Source organism: Methanothermobacter thermautotrophicus, assembly GCF_014889545.1.
Lineage (GTDB): Archaea > Methanobacteriota > Methanobacteria > Methanobacteriales > Methanothermobacteraceae > Methanothermobacter > Methanothermobacter thermautotrophicus_A.
This window is the reverse complement of the sequence record NZ_QKOF01000001.1, coordinates 11,105-26,454: the sequence shown is the minus strand read 5'-3', so window position 1 is coordinate 26,454 and position 15,350 is coordinate 11,105. Positions and strand designations below refer to the sequence as shown.

16 protein-coding genes are annotated in these 15,350 nt (G+C 49.1%); 4 read left to right on the top strand and 12 right to left on the bottom strand.

The genetic code is table 11. The annotated features are described in order from the left end of the window. The first annotated feature begins 59 nt into the window (after positions 1-59). A complete protein-coding gene (locus DNK57_RS00140; RefSeq protein ID WP_192961053.1) occupies positions 60-1,535 on the top strand; it encodes an acetyl-CoA carboxylase biotin carboxylase subunit in 1,476 nt (491 codons plus the stop codon). A 4-nt stretch (positions 1,536-1,539) separates the two neighbouring features. Continuing rightward, positions 1,540-2,325, top strand: a complete 786-nt coding sequence (locus DNK57_RS00135) for a biotin--[acetyl-CoA-carboxylase] ligase (RefSeq protein ID WP_192961052.1) — start codon at positions 1,540-1,542, stop codon at positions 2,323-2,325. A gap of 85 nt (positions 2,326-2,410) precedes the next feature. Here the strand turns inward: DNK57_RS00135 and rtcA are convergent, their stop codons facing one another. From rtcA to DNK57_RS00105, 6 genes are all read right to left on the bottom strand, one after another. Then, complete coding sequence (gene rtcA / locus DNK57_RS00130) at positions 2,411-3,424, bottom strand: RNA 3'-terminal phosphate cyclase (protein ID WP_192961051.1); 1,014 nt, start codon at positions 3,422-3,424, stop codon at positions 2,411-2,413. Positions 3,425-3,461: 37 nt separating this feature from the next. After that, positions 3,462-4,592: a TIGR03576 family pyridoxal phosphate-dependent enzyme gene (locus DNK57_RS00125; RefSeq protein WP_192961050.1), complete on the bottom strand. Its 1,131-nt coding sequence runs from the start codon at positions 4,590-4,592 to the stop codon at positions 3,462-3,464. Between the two features lie 18 nt (positions 4,593-4,610). Continuing rightward, a complete protein-coding gene (locus tag DNK57_RS00120) occupies positions 4,611-5,126 on the bottom strand; it encodes a TIGR00288 family NYN domain-containing protein (RefSeq protein ID WP_192961049.1) in 516 nt (171 codons plus the stop codon). A gap of 94 nt (positions 5,127-5,220) precedes the next feature. Continuing rightward, positions 5,221-5,547: a hypothetical protein gene (locus DNK57_RS00115; protein ID WP_192961048.1), complete on the bottom strand. Its 327-nt coding sequence runs from the start codon at positions 5,545-5,547 to the stop codon at positions 5,221-5,223. A 220-nt stretch (positions 5,548-5,767) separates the two neighbouring features. Then, the gene (locus tag DNK57_RS00110; RefSeq protein ID WP_226890885.1) at positions 5,768-6,583 is read right to left on the bottom strand and encodes a DUF6282 family protein; all 816 of its coding nucleotides are present in this window, start codon (positions 6,581-6,583) and stop codon (positions 5,768-5,770) included. A 60-nt stretch (positions 6,584-6,643) separates the two neighbouring features. Further along, positions 6,644-7,240 (bottom strand): FumA C-terminus/TtdB family hydratase beta subunit, encoded by a 597-nt coding sequence (locus tag DNK57_RS00105; RefSeq protein WP_192961047.1) that lies wholly within the window; start codon positions 7,238-7,240, stop codon positions 6,644-6,646. A 207-nt stretch (positions 7,241-7,447) separates the two neighbouring features. On the opposite strand from DNK57_RS00105, the gene DNK57_RS00100 reads away from it, so the two are divergent. Then, complete coding sequence (locus DNK57_RS00100) at positions 7,448-9,259, top strand: DUF2070 family protein (RefSeq protein WP_192961046.1); 1,812 nt, start codon at positions 7,448-7,450, stop codon at positions 9,257-9,259. Positions 9,260-9,370: 111 nt separating this feature from the next. On the opposite strand, the gene DNK57_RS00095 is transcribed toward DNK57_RS00100, so the two are convergent. Further along, a complete protein-coding gene (locus tag DNK57_RS00095; protein ID WP_192961045.1) occupies positions 9,371-9,664 on the bottom strand; it encodes an EMC6-like membrane protein in 294 nt (97 codons plus the stop codon). A 268-nt stretch (positions 9,665-9,932) separates the two neighbouring features. On the opposite strand from DNK57_RS00095, the gene rqcH reads away from it, so the two are divergent. Continuing rightward, positions 9,933-11,891 carry a ribosome rescue protein RqcH gene (rqcH, locus tag DNK57_RS00090; protein WP_192961044.1) on the top strand — a complete coding sequence of 653 codons (1,959 nt, stop codon included), beginning with the start codon at positions 9,933-9,935 and terminating at the stop codon, positions 11,889-11,891. A 58-nt stretch (positions 11,892-11,949) separates the two neighbouring features. On the opposite strand, the gene DNK57_RS00085 is transcribed toward rqcH, so the two are convergent. The 5 genes from DNK57_RS00085 to DNK57_RS00065 are packed head-to-tail and all read right to left on the bottom strand — an operon-like array spanning position 11,950 to position 15,338. After that, positions 11,950-12,237, bottom strand: a complete 288-nt coding sequence (locus tag DNK57_RS00085; RefSeq protein ID WP_192961043.1) for a Zn-ribbon domain-containing protein — start codon at positions 12,235-12,237, stop codon at positions 11,950-11,952. After that, positions 12,221-12,589 carry a DUF2073 domain-containing protein gene (locus DNK57_RS00080; RefSeq protein WP_010877500.1) on the bottom strand — a complete coding sequence of 123 codons (369 nt, stop codon included), beginning with the start codon at positions 12,587-12,589 and terminating at the stop codon, positions 12,221-12,223. Before DNK57_RS00080 ends, DNK57_RS00085 begins: the two co-directional genes overlap by 17 nt. Positions 12,590-12,598: 9 nt before the next feature. Then, on the bottom strand, positions 12,599-13,219 hold the full coding sequence (locus DNK57_RS00075; RefSeq protein WP_192961042.1) for an Era-like GTP-binding protein: 621 nt from the start codon (positions 13,217-13,219) through the stop codon (positions 12,599-12,601). 23 nt (positions 13,220-13,242) lie between these two features. Continuing rightward, on the bottom strand, positions 13,243-13,935 hold the full coding sequence (locus DNK57_RS00070; RefSeq protein ID WP_192961041.1) for a metal-dependent hydrolase: 693 nt from the start codon (positions 13,933-13,935) through the stop codon (positions 13,243-13,245). Further along, the gene (locus tag DNK57_RS00065; RefSeq protein ID WP_192961040.1) at positions 13,935-15,338 is read right to left on the bottom strand and encodes a hypothetical protein; all 1,404 of its coding nucleotides are present in this window, start codon (positions 15,336-15,338) and stop codon (positions 13,935-13,937) included. The genes DNK57_RS00070 and DNK57_RS00065 overlap by 1 nt, the downstream gene beginning before the upstream one ends. Positions 15,339-15,350: the final 12 nt, after the last annotated feature.

Here is a 15,350-nt window from a genome sequence, read left to right as displayed (position 1 = left end):
TAAAAATAGGTTCATTCAATAGTATATAATAATCTGTTAAAAGTTCAAGGTGCAGTTAGATGTTCAGTAAAATCCTTGTTGCAAATCGTGGTGAAATAGCAATAAGAGTCATGCGTGCCTGCAGGGAGCTTGGAATAAAGAGTGTGGCTGTTTACTCTGAAGCAGACAAAAACGCCCTCTTCACAAGATACGCCGATGAGGCATACGAGATAGGAAAACCAGCCCCATCACAGAGCTACCTCAGGATCGACAGGATACTGGAGGTGGCCGAGAAGGCAGGTGCCGAAGCCATCCACCCCGGCTACGGTTTCCTTGCAGAGAACCCCCGCCTCGGAGAGGAATGTGAAAAAGAGGGAATCAAACTCATAGGCCCCAAGGGCTCAGTTATAGAGGCCATGGGGGATAAGATAACCTCAAAGAAGCTCATGAAGAAGGCAGGTGTGCCTGTGATACCCGGCACAGATCAGGGCGTCAGTGACCCCGATGAAGCCGCCAGGATAGCTGATTCAATAGGGTACCCCGTCATCATAAAGGCATCTGCAGGTGGTGGCGGAATCGGCATGAGGGCAGTCTATGAGGAGGATGAACTTATAAGGGCCATGGAGTCCACCCAGTCTGTGGCTGCATCAGCCTTCGGGGACCCCACAGTGTACATCGAGAAGTACCTTGAAAGGCCACGGCACATCGAATTCCAGGTCATGGCAGATGAATCAAGCAACGTGATACACCTTGCAGACAGGGAGTGTTCGATACAGAGGAGGCACCAGAAACTGATAGAGGAGGCCCCATCCCCAATAATGACACCTGAACTCAGGGATAAGATGGGATCCGCGGCAGTTAAGGCCGCTGAATATATAGGTTATGAAAACGCAGGTACAGTTGAGTTCCTATACTCCGACGGGGAATTCTACTTCCTTGAGATGAACACCAGAATCCAGGTGGAACACCCGATAACAGAGGTTATCACCGGAGTTGACCTTGTCAAGGAACAGATAAGGGTAGCTTACGGAGAGGAACTCCGCTTCGCTCAGGAGGATATAAAAATCCGGGGGCATGCCATCGAGTGCCGTATAAACGCCGAGAACCCCCTTGCAGACTTCGCACCAAACCCTGGTAAGATCACCGGTTACAGGTCCCCCGGCGGTATAGGTGTGAGGGTTGACAGCGGCGTTTACATGAACTATGAGATACCCCCATTCTATGATTCCATGATATCAAAACTCATAGTATGGGGCATGGACCGGCAGGAGGCCATAAACCGGATGAAGAGGGCCCTCAGCGAATACATAATACTGGGGGTTAAAACCACCATCCCCTTCCACAAGGCCATAATGAGGAACGAGGCATTCAGGCGGGGTGAGCTCCACACACACTTCGTTGATGAATACAGAAGGGGTATAGACGCCGAGATGCAGAAGATCGTTAAGGAGGACCAGGAGATGGTTGAACGTCTCCATTCAACATTTCTCCCATCAAAGAAGGTTGCCGCCATATCAGCGGCGATAGGCACATACATGCATTCAAGGAGGGGGTGATGGCATGGTTGAAGATTATGATCCATGTGATGTTAAGGTGGACACAGAGTACATAGGCTGTGAGATAAAATGCTTTGATGAGGTTGACTCAACAAACAACGTCGCAAAGAGGATGGCTGAGGAGGGCGCCCCTGAGGGCACCGTCGTCATTGCAAAGACCCAGTCCCGTGGAAGGGGAAGAAGGGGTAAACCCTGGATATCCCCCCAGGGGGGAATATGGATGTCGATCATCCTGAGACCCGATGTGCACCCATCAAGGGCACCCCTTCTAACACTCGTGGCAGGCGTTGCAGTTGCCAGGACACTTAAGGAGGAGTGCGGCCTCGACGTGGGGATAAAATGGCCCAATGACATACTTATAGGGGATAAAAAGGTATGCGGGATACTCACAGAGGCCCACGCCCGGTTCAACACCCTTGAGTACGTTGTTGTTGGTGTGGGGATAGACACCAACGTTGATATCAGCCACTTCCCTGATGACCTCAGAGCGGGAGCAACCTCCATTAAAAATGAACTCAAAAGAGACATAAAATCCAGTGAACTCATAGCAAGATTCCTGAGGAACTTTGAGGAGATATATAACTCCTTCAAGGACGGGGAGATGGATGGAATCCTTACGGAATGGAGGAAACTCTCAAAGACCATCGGTAGGCGTGTTGAGATAAGAAAACAGCTGGGTGAAATCGTCCATGGCGAGGCTGTTGGTATAAACAGTGAGGGTGCACTCATCCTCGAACTTGATGACGGCACACTGCGCAAGGTCATCTCTGGGGAGTGCATCCACCGATAATTTGTTCTCGGCTTGTATTTCCTTCAGTATTTCTTTTTTCCCTGATTGCAGGACCCATGTCTTCACCTAAACCTGCAGGACATAATTAAAGGGCCTCAATGGTTGCCGGACCTCCACGTTCACCCTCAACCCGGAACCTTCTACCTGTTATTTTCTCTGAGAGAAGTATATTGGTCTCGGCGTGGAGTGTCAGCTCAGATGTCCTGACCCTTGAATCCCCGGTGAGGGCCATGTAGGGGATTATCTGGTCGCCCATGTATTTATCGAGGGGGCTTCCCGATTCTATGAACCCTATGAGTTCCTCTGCAGCCTCAGAACCGACCTTCTCAGCCCTCTTACCCGGCTTTCCAAGGGATACCGCACCAAGGCGGGTTTTGCCCTCCGTCCAGAGGGTTATGCCAGAACCCCTCCCCACCGGGCCTGATGCATCCTCCACCCTTATATCAACATCGAGGCCCGTCTCCCTGAGTATCCTCCTGGCTGATTCGGCCTGTCTCTCTGCCACATGTATTGGGAGGTTTCTTGAATGTGATACGCCCCTTACAGCATGGATCTCTGACTCCTCAAGGGTGATGGGGCTGAGCTCAGATGGTTCGATCATCGCATGAACCATGCCACCACCCTCAGGGTAGTAGCCCCTCCTGATGATCTCGATCCTTGCCCTGTAGCCCATCATCTCCAGGATAGGGAGTGTTACCTCCCTGAGGTAGTCACAGGTGGGAGCCCAGAGTACATCGGTTCCACCTGAGACAGTTACATCAATTTCACCGTCTGATGCTGCAGCAGCTATCATGATGGCCTGCAGGACCAGACCCGTGCTTCCAGCAGTTTTAACATCGAAGTTAAATGTCCCACCCTTCACCCTGCCCGGTGAGAATTCCAGTTCCATTGACCCCAGCTCATCACCCCTGAGGTTCCCGTTGCTTATCCTGGCAACGGCCCTCACTGCTGTGAGGTGCTGATGTGATAATCCCTTCCTGGGCCTCCTGGCCCTGATATTGTATATCCTTAACCTCCTGGAGGTCACCGCGGCGAGGGCAGTTGATACCCTTACAACAGCCCCCCCACCCTCACCCCTTGATCCATCTATGACCACCAACCAGACACCACCCTACTGGTTCAAAGAGCTCCATGGCTTATCCAAGGATAAGTCTGCGCATTTTCTCATCATCAGGGATGATCCCTGAAAGCTTCTCGATTGCATCATGGATGGCCGCCTGGAGGGATGAAACTTCAAGCCTTCCAGCGTCCCGGGCTGCAAGATCAAACCTCAGGGTCTTTGAGGCTCCGGGCATTCCAACAGCGGGTATGGTTACTATGCCATGCTCTGATAGGAGTAGCATGGATATTGCCGTTGAAATCTCATCCTCAGTATATCCTGAACCATTGAGGCCCTCAACTGATGATGGTCTTATCATGAACCCAGTTGGTGTCTCCTCAACCCCAGGTCTGAAATCCCTTAAGAACTCCTCCTTCCTTTTAAGGGCATCCATGATTTCTGATGGCTCGAAATTCTCAAGGGCCCGGGCCATTGCAGCGATCAGGGGTGGCTGAGCCTCCAATCCAAACTGGTAGGCCTTTGACTTAACCACCTCGATGAGTTCTGCTCTTCCCGCCATCAGCCCACCCCTGGGGCCGTGCATCAGTTTATCTGTGCTTGTAACTGCAAGGTCCGCGCCAAGGTCACAGGCCCTCCTCTGGCCAAAGAGGACCGTCCTCAGCCTTGCACCTGATGCATCATCCACGAGGACCGGGACGCCGGCATCATGGGCCATTTCAATGACCCTGACAAGATCAGACTCCTCAACAACCCGGTGGTCCATGGTTGACCCTGTTACAACAACGAGGCTCGTATCAGCCGGGGGATTCTCTGTGAAGTCCTCTGTTTCATGGTAGCCTGCCGATGCAAGCTGAGCGCTTCTTGGGACTGATGGGTGTGATGGGAGCTCGGGGAGGTAGTGAAAAACTGTGGAGCCGGGCTCTGTGAGTGCCAGTACCGCTGAAAGAATGGCGCTGCTTGTCCTGTTGAATGCTGCAACCATCTCACCGCCCATATGCTCTCTTCCAGCTCCCTGAAGCTTCTCCTCAAATATAGCCGGGCCAACATAGGTTTCAAGGAGGTCCATATCCTCCTCTTCAAGTGGAAAGCCTCCTGAAAGACCTGTGAGGTCATAGATTCCGTCCCTTCCATGTTCCTCCATCCTCTCCCATATAATTCGGAGGGCATGTTCTCTGCGTTTAACCTCATTGAGGGGGTCCTCAAGCATGGATTCACCTTTTCATAATTATTCGGCAGGAGGCCTTTTTTTCCTTGGCTTGCTGTTTTCTGGTTTGAGTATTATGGCATGGTCTGCGGAATTCTGCAGCGCAGCGCTGAAACCTGGCTCTGCACCTATCACGATGGTGTCCTTCCCGTTCTCCTTTGCCTTGTTTATTATTGGCAAAAAATCAGCGTCACGTGTCATTAGGGCTATTATATCAATATTAGGGTTGTATATCAGTTCCATGGCCTCAACAGCCATGTAAACATCGGTGTCCCCTGCCACAACGATTGGTGTAAAGCCCTGATTAACAATTGCCTCTATGAGTTTATCTGATGCGTACTGGTTGAGAAGGACCTTACCAACACGCATATTACCATATTCTGACATTATCTGCCTTACAAGATCCAGGTTGAGGCTGAATTCCTTTCTGAGCATGTTCGGTCCATCAACCAGGAGGCCTATATTTTTTTCCCCACCCTCCTTCTTCTTGATGGGAATGTATTCCTTGAGGGAAGTTAGTTTCTCAAAACTTCGCATGGTATTGAATCCTCCAGTTAAAAAATTTAATCATAATAATTATTTGAGTTATTATAAATAAACTTTCTTAATGGTTATATGTGTCCCCACCAGTTCATTCTATCTCAAGGGACAGTTCATCCTCAAAGAGATCCCTCACAACCTCCAGGGAGTCTCCCTCAAGCTTTGTGATGGCCCCCTTACCCCCCTCATTGTAGTAGTACTCTGCACTTACGATCTTGCCCTCATCGTTGAGGTAAAGAAAGAGTCCATCGTAGTACTTTTCCGGATTCCCTGATGGTAGAAATATTTCGATTCTTACAAGAATTTCAGAGCCGCATATGCTGTTATAGAAGCTTTCACGTTCCTCATCATTCTTTAAAAGTTTTTTAAATTGATTTATCCTCTTCTTAAGTTCCTTATCTATCTTCTCAGCAGACATTATATCACTCGCACAGTTATCTGAAGAACAAGTTGTTCACCCTTGATCCAATTCCCAATATATAATTTTGCATGTTCTGGATTCCTGGCTCTGACTGTGGCGGCAGTCTATGAATCACATTATTTGGATTTCTGATCCCTGCCCTCTCTGGCTCATTAAAGAGGGTTATGATATGAGCTTGAAGGGAAGATCCCACAGACTCCTCACCTAAATGGAATAGCTATGATATGAGCCTGAGGGGGTTCTCCCGGCACATTATCCTCAGATCCTCATCAGTGAATCCATGCTGCCTCATGAGGTATATGAAATGTTTCATCCCCAGAATGGGTGATGGGTTGTGGCCCTGCCCGAAATCAGTTGCCAGTATGCACCGCCTCACACCAACATGCCTTACAGCCTCTGCTATTGATTCAAAGTCAAGGCCGTCATGGAGTGGCATGCAGGCTACGAGGCAGTGCTCAAGGTAGGCCCTCCTGGACATCTCCCTCTGCTCCTCGAGTGTCGCCCCAACGACTCCAGTCAGCGGGTGGTTGATGATGATCCTCCTGACCCCATGTTCAGCTGCAAGGTCAAGTACCCTGAATATCTCATCTGGTTTAAGGTGACCCGTCCCGAGGACCATCTCATGCTCACCAACAGCTGAAAGTACAGCTTCAAGGTCTCCATCTGCACTGCCCGCAGATGTGGTGGGTAACCAGACAAATTTTCCACCCATTAAAGCCGTGGCCTCCACGGCATCAGGGTTGAGGCCGCCCACAGAAGTGTTGAGGGTAACACCCCCTATAACCCTCATACCAGTGACCTCCGATGCCAGTCCTGCCCTCCCGGCGGTGGGTTCAGTGTGGCTCTTTATCACAACGGCCTCCATTCCCTCATCAAGTGCAGCGTATGCAAGTTCGATGTCGTTCATTATCCTCTTCTTCACATCAGGGGCCGTGTGCACATGGGTGTCCACGAGGCCAGAAAGTTCAATGTCCGCTGATAGGCTGAAATCAAAGGTCATTCCACTGCCTCCACCACAGAAATACTCACTCATCAAATGATAAACCATCAGTTCACTTTCTCCAGTACCGGGGACTTCATCAACCATTAAATACTAGTCGAGCAGTTTCTGGACCTCAAGGTCATGGCTGGCCTCCTCCACATTATAGAGGCTGCGGCCACTGGAGTCCATTGCAACTATCAGGGGTCCGAATTCCTCTACCTCAAGCTCCCAGATCGCCTCTGGAACCCCCAGATCAAGCCAGTGCACTGCCCTTATGGCCCTAACGGCTGATCCATAGAGGGCTGCGCAGCCCCCGACAGCGGCAAGGTAAACTGCCCCATGCCTCTTAAGGGCTGAAAGTGTTCGATCATCCATACCCCCCTTACCTATAACTGCCCTGACACCAAGCCCCAGGACCTCTGGCTGGAAGGGGTTCATCCTGCCACTGGTGGTGGGCCCCACAACAACCAGTTCCGCCTTCGGGTCCTGGATGGATTCCCTGCTGGGGTCTGGTTCACCATCAAACCTTATTATGGGCCCCGCATGGAATATCACAGAACCCTCAATGTCAAAGGGGGCTCCCCTCTCAAGGATCCTCTTATGGGCCCTGTCACGGGCTGTGAATATCCTTCCACTTATATAGACCACGTCACCCACACTGAGTTGAGTTACCTCCTCAGAGAGTGGTGTTTCAAGTTTAATCTCCATGAAAAACATCTCCTGCACGCATAATGGGCTATGCACCTGTTGCACCGGGACACTGGATCATGACCATGCCATCGAACAGATTTAACGGGGATCAGATTTTTGAATCATGACCCGTGCCATTGAATAAAATTTAATAGGGATCAGATTTTTAAATATCTTTCTCCAGTATACTGGCTGATTGCCAGAGAGATCAGTATGAGGTAGAATATGTCAAGTACAAAGAATGTGACCGACCTTTCAAAGTACATCATGACACTCCCTGAAACCGAGATATCCCTCCTCTCAATGGTATTCATTAGTTTCATTGCGGGTGCCCTCGGGTTTCTCATAGACCTTGTGCCTGGACAGAGCCCCCTCCATGACATCCTCTATGGAGGTACAAACGGCGTCCTTGTACTCGGATTCGCGTCCATAATGGCCGGTGCAATCACACAGCCCTGGGTCAATTCACTGGGCGGAAGGAAGATGAAGATGAAGCAGTCCATGTTCCTTGCCTTTTTCTCAATGATGATATTCTCAGTTATCTACCTGGGGGGATGCCTGGCTTCATCCATCCTGAACACTGACCTCATACTGGACTCAATAATAATTGCATCTGCAGTGATATTTGCGTTCCGCCTTCTGGTGATCTGGGGAACCTCAAACATAAGTTTCACAAATTCCGTGCTGATATCATCTGTCCAGCCCCTCCTGATTGTGAGCATGAACGTGGTTGTGGCGGTTCTGAGCCTCACAAGCAATGTCGGTTACTTCAGTGTCATAGGATTCTTCCTGAAGATGCTGGTGGCCTCTGTCATACTGATACTCGCCATCTACTCCTTCGTAATGGTGGTTGAGTCTCCGATGCGAAAAAATCTTGGTGTGGGGTCCCTGGAATTCCTCAGCCTCTTTCTCTCCCATATAACCGAGGACTCCCCTGAACTTGAGAACATCTTCAGTGAGATCGGGGAACCCGTTGACACCCTTGTTGGGGTTGTGGCCTTCAGGAGGGGTTCCGATGTGAAGGCCATCCTCATAAGCCCCTCAGTGCACCCGGGCCCCATAGGTACTATCGGTGGGGGTAACATGCCCACCCTAATCTCACGGCGATTCAGTGAATTCACCATGGTCGCCCATGGCCCATCAACCCATGACTTCAACCCTGTCTCTGTTAAGGAACTTGAAAAGGTGGAGGCTGCTGTGAGGGAGGCCCTGGATGATATGGAATACCATGATACTGCCAGTGAGTTCAGGAGGTACACGAGAAAAAATGCCACCATCGGTGTGCAGTTCTTTGGAGAGGATATGCTTATGCTTGCAACGCTGGCCCCTGAGGGCTTTGATGATATAGAATTCGGGGTGGGGCTCTCCATGATGAACCTGGCAAGGAGTAAATGCGGGTCAGAAAACGTTGTGGTGGTGGACTGCCACAACTCCTTCAAGGGGGAAACAGGCAGGATACTCGCAGGTAACCCTGAAATGTTTGACCTGCTTGATGCAGTTGAGTCAGTTGAATGCCCATCATCCTACCACAGGCTAAGGGTCGGATGCGCCAGGAGAACCGGTAACTTCTCAAAGGAGGATGGTGTGGGTGAGAGTGGAGTTATGGCCATGGTTGTTGAAGCTGGAGACCAGAAAACAGCCTACGTCCTCCTTGACTCCAACAACATGGTGATGGGCTTCAGGGATGAAATCAGGGAAGAGCTCATGAAACTGGACTTAGATGATGCAGAGGTCATGACAACAGACACCCACTTTGTAAACACCCTATCAGGGGGCCATAATCCTGTGGGTAAACAGAAAAGAGATGAAATCAAAAATGAGATCATCATGACGGTATCGGATGCACTGGACGACCTTGAGGAGGTCAGTGCCGGTTGCAGGGTCGTCAGGATAAGGGGCCTCCACACACTTGGACCCACCAACTCCACTGAACTCGTATCAACCATAAGCTCAATTGTTGCAGTTAGCCGGTTGATAGCGCCCCTGATATTCGTCCTGGCAATCATATTCGTATTTGCCTGGGTATTATGGACCTAAGGGATCGTGAAAGAGGATTTGAACTGGATTAGTTACCGGGAACTCACCCATCGCCACATAGGGAGTTAGATCCCTGAAATTCCTAACTTTCTGCTCTTCCAGAAAAAACTTTTATGGAGTTATTGTTGTTGAGGTGATGAGCATCGCCCATACAACAGACCATACAAAGAAGAATGGCACTATACCGCTCCAGAGCCACCCCTTAAATCCTCCAACTTCCTCCTTACCGAACAGCCTTTCAGCAATGTTCCCTACAATTAGAAGTATCACAAGACCCGCAAAGGTCCCAAGAGCCTGATTTTTGCCTAAAACTGCTATTGAACCATTAGAAAGATAGAATGACACTATTGCAGCAACTATCCCTGCAGGAACGTGAATAGCTGTCATTTTAGCCTCGATATCCATTTAAGAACCTCCAGATATATTTTCTGTATCTGGTTTAAATCAAACCATACAGAAGATATTATTGGTCCATGGTTAATATACTTAAACCCGTCGCTGATCCCGTATCATGGACTTTGGTAGGATGCATGTTCATGGTTTCCTACCGTAGTGGACCCATTTAAAGAATGTGAAACCCACTCCATAAATGTGAATATACTTAAACAGCCGGAGACAGAGAGGTATACAGACCCAATTTTATGGCCACTGCTTTTCCCATGAGGTGTTGTATATGAAGACAATGTCAAACGTTGATGTTTTTGCAGTTACCAGTGAACTGAATGAGATGCTCAGGGGTGCCAGGGTAGACAAGGCCTACCAGCCCCTAAAGGATACCGTGATCATAAGGTTCCATGTGCCGGGTGAGGGGAGGGTTGACGTGGTCATGCAGGCCGGTGCGAGGATCCACCGGACAAACTATCCGCCACAGAACCCCAAGGTCCCGCCCTCATTTCCCATGCTACTGAGAAAGCACCTCCGGGGAGGTATAGTGAGGGAGGTAAGACAGCACGGATTCGACAGGATAGTGGAGATAACCGTTGAGAAGGACCAGGAGTACACCCTCATTGTTGAACTCTTCGCGAAGGGCAACATAATACTCCTGAACCAGGACAGGGAGATAATACTGCCCCTGAAAAGGAAAACCTGGAGTGACCGGAGGATAGCATCACGTGAAATATATGAGTACCCCCCATCAAGGGGTATCAACCCCCTGGACTATGAACCCTCAGAGCTTGAAGAGATACTGATGAGCTCCGATGCTGACCTGATAAGGACACTTGCAAGGAGCGGCTTCGGGGGCCTCTATGCTGAGGAGATAGTCCTCAGGGCGGGCCTTGACAAGAACACGCCATGCAGCAATCTCAGCATGGAAGATGTAGAGAGGATTAATGCTGCAATAGGAGAAACCTTCAAAGACCTCCGGGGACTTGATCTGAAACCGCAAATCATAGGGGACGGTGAAGACGTCCTCCCCATTGAACTCATGGTATACCAGGGCAGGAAGAAAAAATACTTTGAAAGCTTCAATGACGCTGCAGACGAGTTCTTCAGCTCCATCTTCAGGGAAGAGATACGGAGGGCCCATGAGGAGGAATGGGAAAGGGAAGTTGACAGGTTCCGGAAGAGGCTCCGGATTCAGAGGGAGACCCTTGAAAAATTCAAAAAAACCATAGAGGTTTCAACAAGGCGGGGTGACCTCCTCTATGCAAACTATTCCCTGGTGGAGGATGTGCTCGCCACCATAAGGAAAGCCCGTGAAAAATACTCGTGGGATGAGATCAAAAATATAATAGCTGATGCACGTAAAAGAGGCCTCCCGGAGGCCAGAAACATAACCGAAATCGACAGGATGGGAAACCTGACCCTCCTCCTTGATGGGGAGCCAGTAAGGATTGATTCAAAGCTTGGGGTCCCCGAGAATGCAGAGGTGTACTATGAGAAGGCCAAGAAGGCTAAGAGAAAGATAAATGGTGTTATGACCGCCATTGAGAGGACTGAGAAGGAAATTGAAAGGATTGAAAGAAAGAGGGACGACGCCCTAAGGAACATCATGGTGCCCAGGAGGAGGGTTAAAAGGAAACTGCGATGGTTTGAGAAGTTCCGGTGGTTCGTATCCTCTGACGGCTTCCTTGTGATCGGTGGAAGAGACGCCGGCACCAATGAGATTGTTGTGAAGAAACATATGGAACCAAGGGACATATACCTCCACTCAGACATCCATGGGGCCCCATCCGTCGTTATAAAGAGTGGGGGGCGGGATATTCCAGAGACAACAATACAGGAGGCTGCAGTTTTCGCGGCCTCATTCTCAAGTGCCTGGACCCGCGGATTCACATCACTGGACGTATACTGGGTCCACCCGGAGCAGGTCACAAAGACACCAAAATCCGGAGAATTCGTTGCACGCGGTGCCTTCATCATAAGGGGACCCAGGAACTACCTGAGGGGTGTTCCCCTAAAGATAGCCATCGGGGTGGTTGACTATGAGGGTGAGAGGGTTATGAGCGGTCCTCCCTCTGCTGTTAAAAGGATGGCAGAAAAGTTTGTGACCGTGAAACCAGGTTACACCAAAAAGGAGGCCCTTGCAAAGGCCATAAAGTCAAGGGTTGATGATGAAAATCTATTCCCCCTTGAGGACTTCATAAGGAATCTTCCACCGGGAAAGGGGGACATAGTTGAGGAGGACTGAAGTCCCCAGCATGTAAAGCCCTGAACACCATAAAAGCCAAAAATAATATCTCAGGAGCCTACTTAACCTTCCTCTTAAGATTCTTTTTAAGCAGAAAGTTCAGGTCAATGAAGTACTTACCCTCCTCATCTGAAACAATTATTGAGTCATCCTCAAGGAGGGAGGTCAGGTTAACCTCATATATTCCATTCTTCCTTACCATTATTGTCTCAATGGGCTCCCCTTTGGGTTCAGGATCCTTCCGTTCAGCCACATACCTGAAGTATCTGCTTCCACACTTCGGACAGCCATTCATGAGCTCCTCTGAGGACCTGAACTTAGCACCGCACTTAATGCACTGATGCACCCGAATCACCGATCTCTGCAATCATTGAAAGGAAGTTGGACTTCCTTTTGACCGTCTTCATAACATTGGCGGGGCCTATTATGGTTAGCCCCACTGTCCTCCTCTTTGAAAGGCCCATGAATGCCTTCTCATCCTTTTCAAGTGTGTATATGTCTATACCAACGAAGTTCTCGACGTCGATCTCCCTCATGGTCGTCTCTATGAGTTCTGCCTCCTCCGAGGGCGAGAGGCTGCCCTCAAGTACCAGTATGTCCCCATCCTTTACACGGTCTATGATCATTGAGATCTTTTCCATGCTGCTTTTATCTTCAAGAGCCTTTGATGAAAGAAAATCCATTTTTAAGCCATCCATTTTGAACCCTCATCTGAATTTTTTAACCATTTCCATGTAAAGGTCCTCTGTATTCTCACCGTGCAGTGCGGATATAGGGACAACGGTGTGCTGGGGGAAGACCGATACTATCCTCTCAGGTGATGAATCCGGGAGGTCTATCTTATTGGCAACTATAAGGAATGGTATCTTCCTTGCCTCCAGGTTCCCTATTATGGTTATGTTCGCCTGTGTCAGGGGATCTTGTGATGAGTCCATGACAAGCAGAACCCCTGTTACGTCATCGAGCCATTTTATGGCCTCTATTATCCCCTTTGTGGCCTCCTTTGCCCTTTCCTTGGCCTCTGGTTCTGATAATCCAAACTCCAGAAAGTTCTTGTAGTCGACCTTGGTGGCTATCCCCGGTGTGTCGATGATGTCAAAGTCAAGTTCAGCACCATCCTTCCTTATGGTTATCTTCTCCTTCTTGTAAACAGTCCTTGTCTCATGGGGTATCTCTGATGTTAAGCCCAGTGGTTTTCCAAGCCAGTCCTCACACATCCTGTTGGCCAGGGTTGTTTTACCTGAATTTGGGTGTCCATAGAGTCCTATCTTAAGTTTCTTGTTCCTTCCAAGCAGTTTATCCATGAAGTTTGTGAAAAAATTTGCCATCCTACCACTCTTTCCTTGATTAATCAGCATTCATGGAATCCGCCGACATCCAGTATGACAACCTCCGTACCGGGGGATGTCCTCTCAACGAGCTCAGCGAATACCTGGGGGTTCTGTTCGATTACAGGGAAGGTATTGTAGTGCATCGGGAGAACCTTTTCAGGTTTTATCCAGCCCACTGCAGCTGCAGCATCATCAGGGCCCATGGTGTACCTGTCACCTATAGGTAAGAGTGCAATTTCAGGCCTGTAAATCTCACCTATAACATCCCTCATATCTGCAAAGAGTCCAGTATCACCGGCATGATACACCTTACCCTCCTGGGTCTCAATTATGAAGCCGCAGGCGCTGCCTCCTGATGTAACATCCTCTGTAAAGTCTATATCAGATGAGTGCCTTGCATCAACCATCCTTATATCTATACCATCAATGGAAACCTTTCCGCCGATGTTCATCCCGTTACTTTCAAGGCCCTGCCCTGAGAAAAAAACAGATAGTTCATGGTTAGCTATTAGGAGCGCACCAGTCCTCTCAGCGATCTCCATCGCATCACCGAGATGGTCAGCATGTCCATGGGTGACGCAGATCACATCTGGCTCCAATTCCTCAACTGCAGTGCTGCAGACCGGGTTGTTACTTATGAAAGGGTCAAGGAGTATCCTTGTATCAGAGGATGTTATCTCAAATGCTGAATGTCCAAACCACTGAATTCTCATTAAACTCCCTCCAGATTGATTTCATTGGAAAGTTCCCATGCCTCCTCAAAGAGTTTTTTGATCTCAGAGATTGATTTTTTATCCTTGTAGATGACACCAACCTCAAAACTCTCATATATGGGATCTGTTGATATTATAAGACCGTTTTTATCATCTGCGACTGCTGCAACCGTGTGTATGTGAGGCATTGTCCTTATCTGAACATTGTTATCCACCAGGACCTTTATCAGCTCCACAGAGGCCTCATCATCCAGGCTTGCCTCCTGTATTATGAGTCGGCTCTCTGTATCCATGAACTTCTTGAGGACTGAGACATCTATATTACGTATCCAGGGGTACATGAGGACTACGCTTTCCTCTGCCGCCGTAATGGTCTCCCTCATAGCATCTTGAACGTCTGAAGCATCGAATGACCATATTATGCTTGGCTCCCTCGTTTCAGCCCTTATCCTGTTTATTGCACCCTTGAAGGAGTCCAGGCGGTCCTCGAGGAGATCCTCGACGTCATCAACGTTTTCAATGTACTCCTGTTTGAGTCTCTGGAGCCTCTCTGTAACGTAGCTGTTGTCTGCTGGTTTCCTGGCGGGGCCCGGCTTTGGAGGTGCTGGAGTCTCTTTTCTGGGAGGCTTCACGGTGGACGGTTTTCTGGTTTCCTCTTTCTCCTTACCCCTCCTGATCTTTGGCAAGCTGAGAAACTTCCTTTTTGGGGCCTCTTCGTCCTTAGATGGTGGGACCTCTGATTTTTTTCTGATCTCCCTCTCCGGCGCTGACCTCATGGGTCTTATGGGGGCTGGCTTTATGGGAGGTTTTTCAGTCACCCGAGTAGTTTTATGGGATTCATCAGGCTTTTCAGCCAATTCACCCCGTATTTCCTCTGAGACTCTTGAAGGTTTAATTCTGGGAGTGGTGGAGGCTTCTGATCCTTTAACCTCTAACTTTTTATCGGCTGTCTCTGCAACTTTAATAGACCCTGTTTTTTCTTCATGTTCATGTTTTACCCTTACAGGTCCAACCGGCCCTTGTTTCCTTTCAGGTGCCTCCCGGGTTGATTTTATGGTTTCTGTAGCCCCTGTTTTTTCTCCGCCCTTAATCATTTCAGGTACCCTTCTGGGCCTTCCGGATTCTGCGGCTGAAGTTTTTCCGGTGACTTTACTCTTAACAGGAGGCCTGGCCGTTTCCGTCTTAATCCTTTTTTCACCTTTTCTGGCCCCCGAATCAGTTTTAATTGACTTCAGGTCTACCTTTCCAGCGAATAGAAGGGTTATTATTAGGCCCGGCACAAAGAGAATGAGTCCCAGAAAGAACATGAAGATATCAGGGGGTGTTGCAAAACCAAGGGACATGAAGTAAAGGCCGGCGAATATCATGAGTATTCCAGCAAGTGTGATAATCAAATATATCATTTAATGCCTCCC

Excerpts from the sequence above, each read along its gene's own strand:
- DNK57_RS00140 (WP_192961053.1), top strand. The coding sequence starts at position 60 with ATGTTCAGTAAAATCCTTGTTGCAAATCGTGGTGAAATAGCAATAAGA.
- DNK57_RS00135 (WP_192961052.1), top strand. The coding sequence starts at position 1,540 with ATGGTTGAAGATTATGATCCATGTGATGTTAAGGTGGACACAGAGTAC.
- DNK57_RS00125 (WP_192961050.1), bottom strand. The coding sequence starts at position 4,592 with ATGCTTGAGGACCCCCTCAATGAGGTTAAACGCAGAGAACATGCCCTC.
- DNK57_RS00120 (WP_192961049.1), bottom strand. The coding sequence starts at position 5,126 with ATGCGAAGTTTTGAGAAACTAACTTCCCTCAAGGAATACATTCCCATC.
- DNK57_RS00115 (WP_192961048.1), bottom strand. The coding sequence starts at position 5,547 with ATGTCTGCTGAGAAGATAGATAAGGAACTTAAGAAGAGGATAAATCAA.
- DNK57_RS00110 (WP_226890885.1), bottom strand. The coding sequence starts at position 6,583 with ATGAGTGAGTATTTCTGTGGTGGAGGCAGTGGAATGACCTTTGATTTC.
- DNK57_RS00105 (WP_192961047.1), bottom strand. The coding sequence starts at position 7,240 with ATGGAGATTAAACTTGAAACACCACTCTCTGAGGAGGTAACTCAACTC.
- DNK57_RS00100 (WP_192961046.1), top strand. The coding sequence starts at position 7,448 with ATGTCAAGTACAAAGAATGTGACCGACCTTTCAAAGTACATCATGACA.
- DNK57_RS00095 (WP_192961045.1), bottom strand. The coding sequence starts at position 9,664 with ATGGATATCGAGGCTAAAATGACAGCTATTCACGTTCCTGCAGGGATA.
- rqcH (WP_192961044.1), top strand. The coding sequence starts at position 9,933 with ATGAAGACAATGTCAAACGTTGATGTTTTTGCAGTTACCAGTGAACTG.
- DNK57_RS00080 (WP_010877500.1), bottom strand. The coding sequence starts at position 12,589 with ATGGATGGCTTAAAAATGGATTTTCTTTCATCAAAGGCTCTTGAAGAT.
- DNK57_RS00075 (WP_192961042.1), bottom strand. The coding sequence starts at position 13,219 with ATGGCAAATTTTTTCACAAACTTCATGGATAAACTGCTTGGAAGGAAC.
- DNK57_RS00070 (WP_192961041.1), bottom strand. The coding sequence starts at position 13,935 with ATGAGAATTCAGTGGTTTGGACATTCAGCATTTGAGATAACATCCTCT.
- DNK57_RS00065 (WP_192961040.1), bottom strand. The coding sequence starts at position 15,338 with ATGATATATTTGATTATCACACTTGCTGGAATACTCATGATATTCGCC.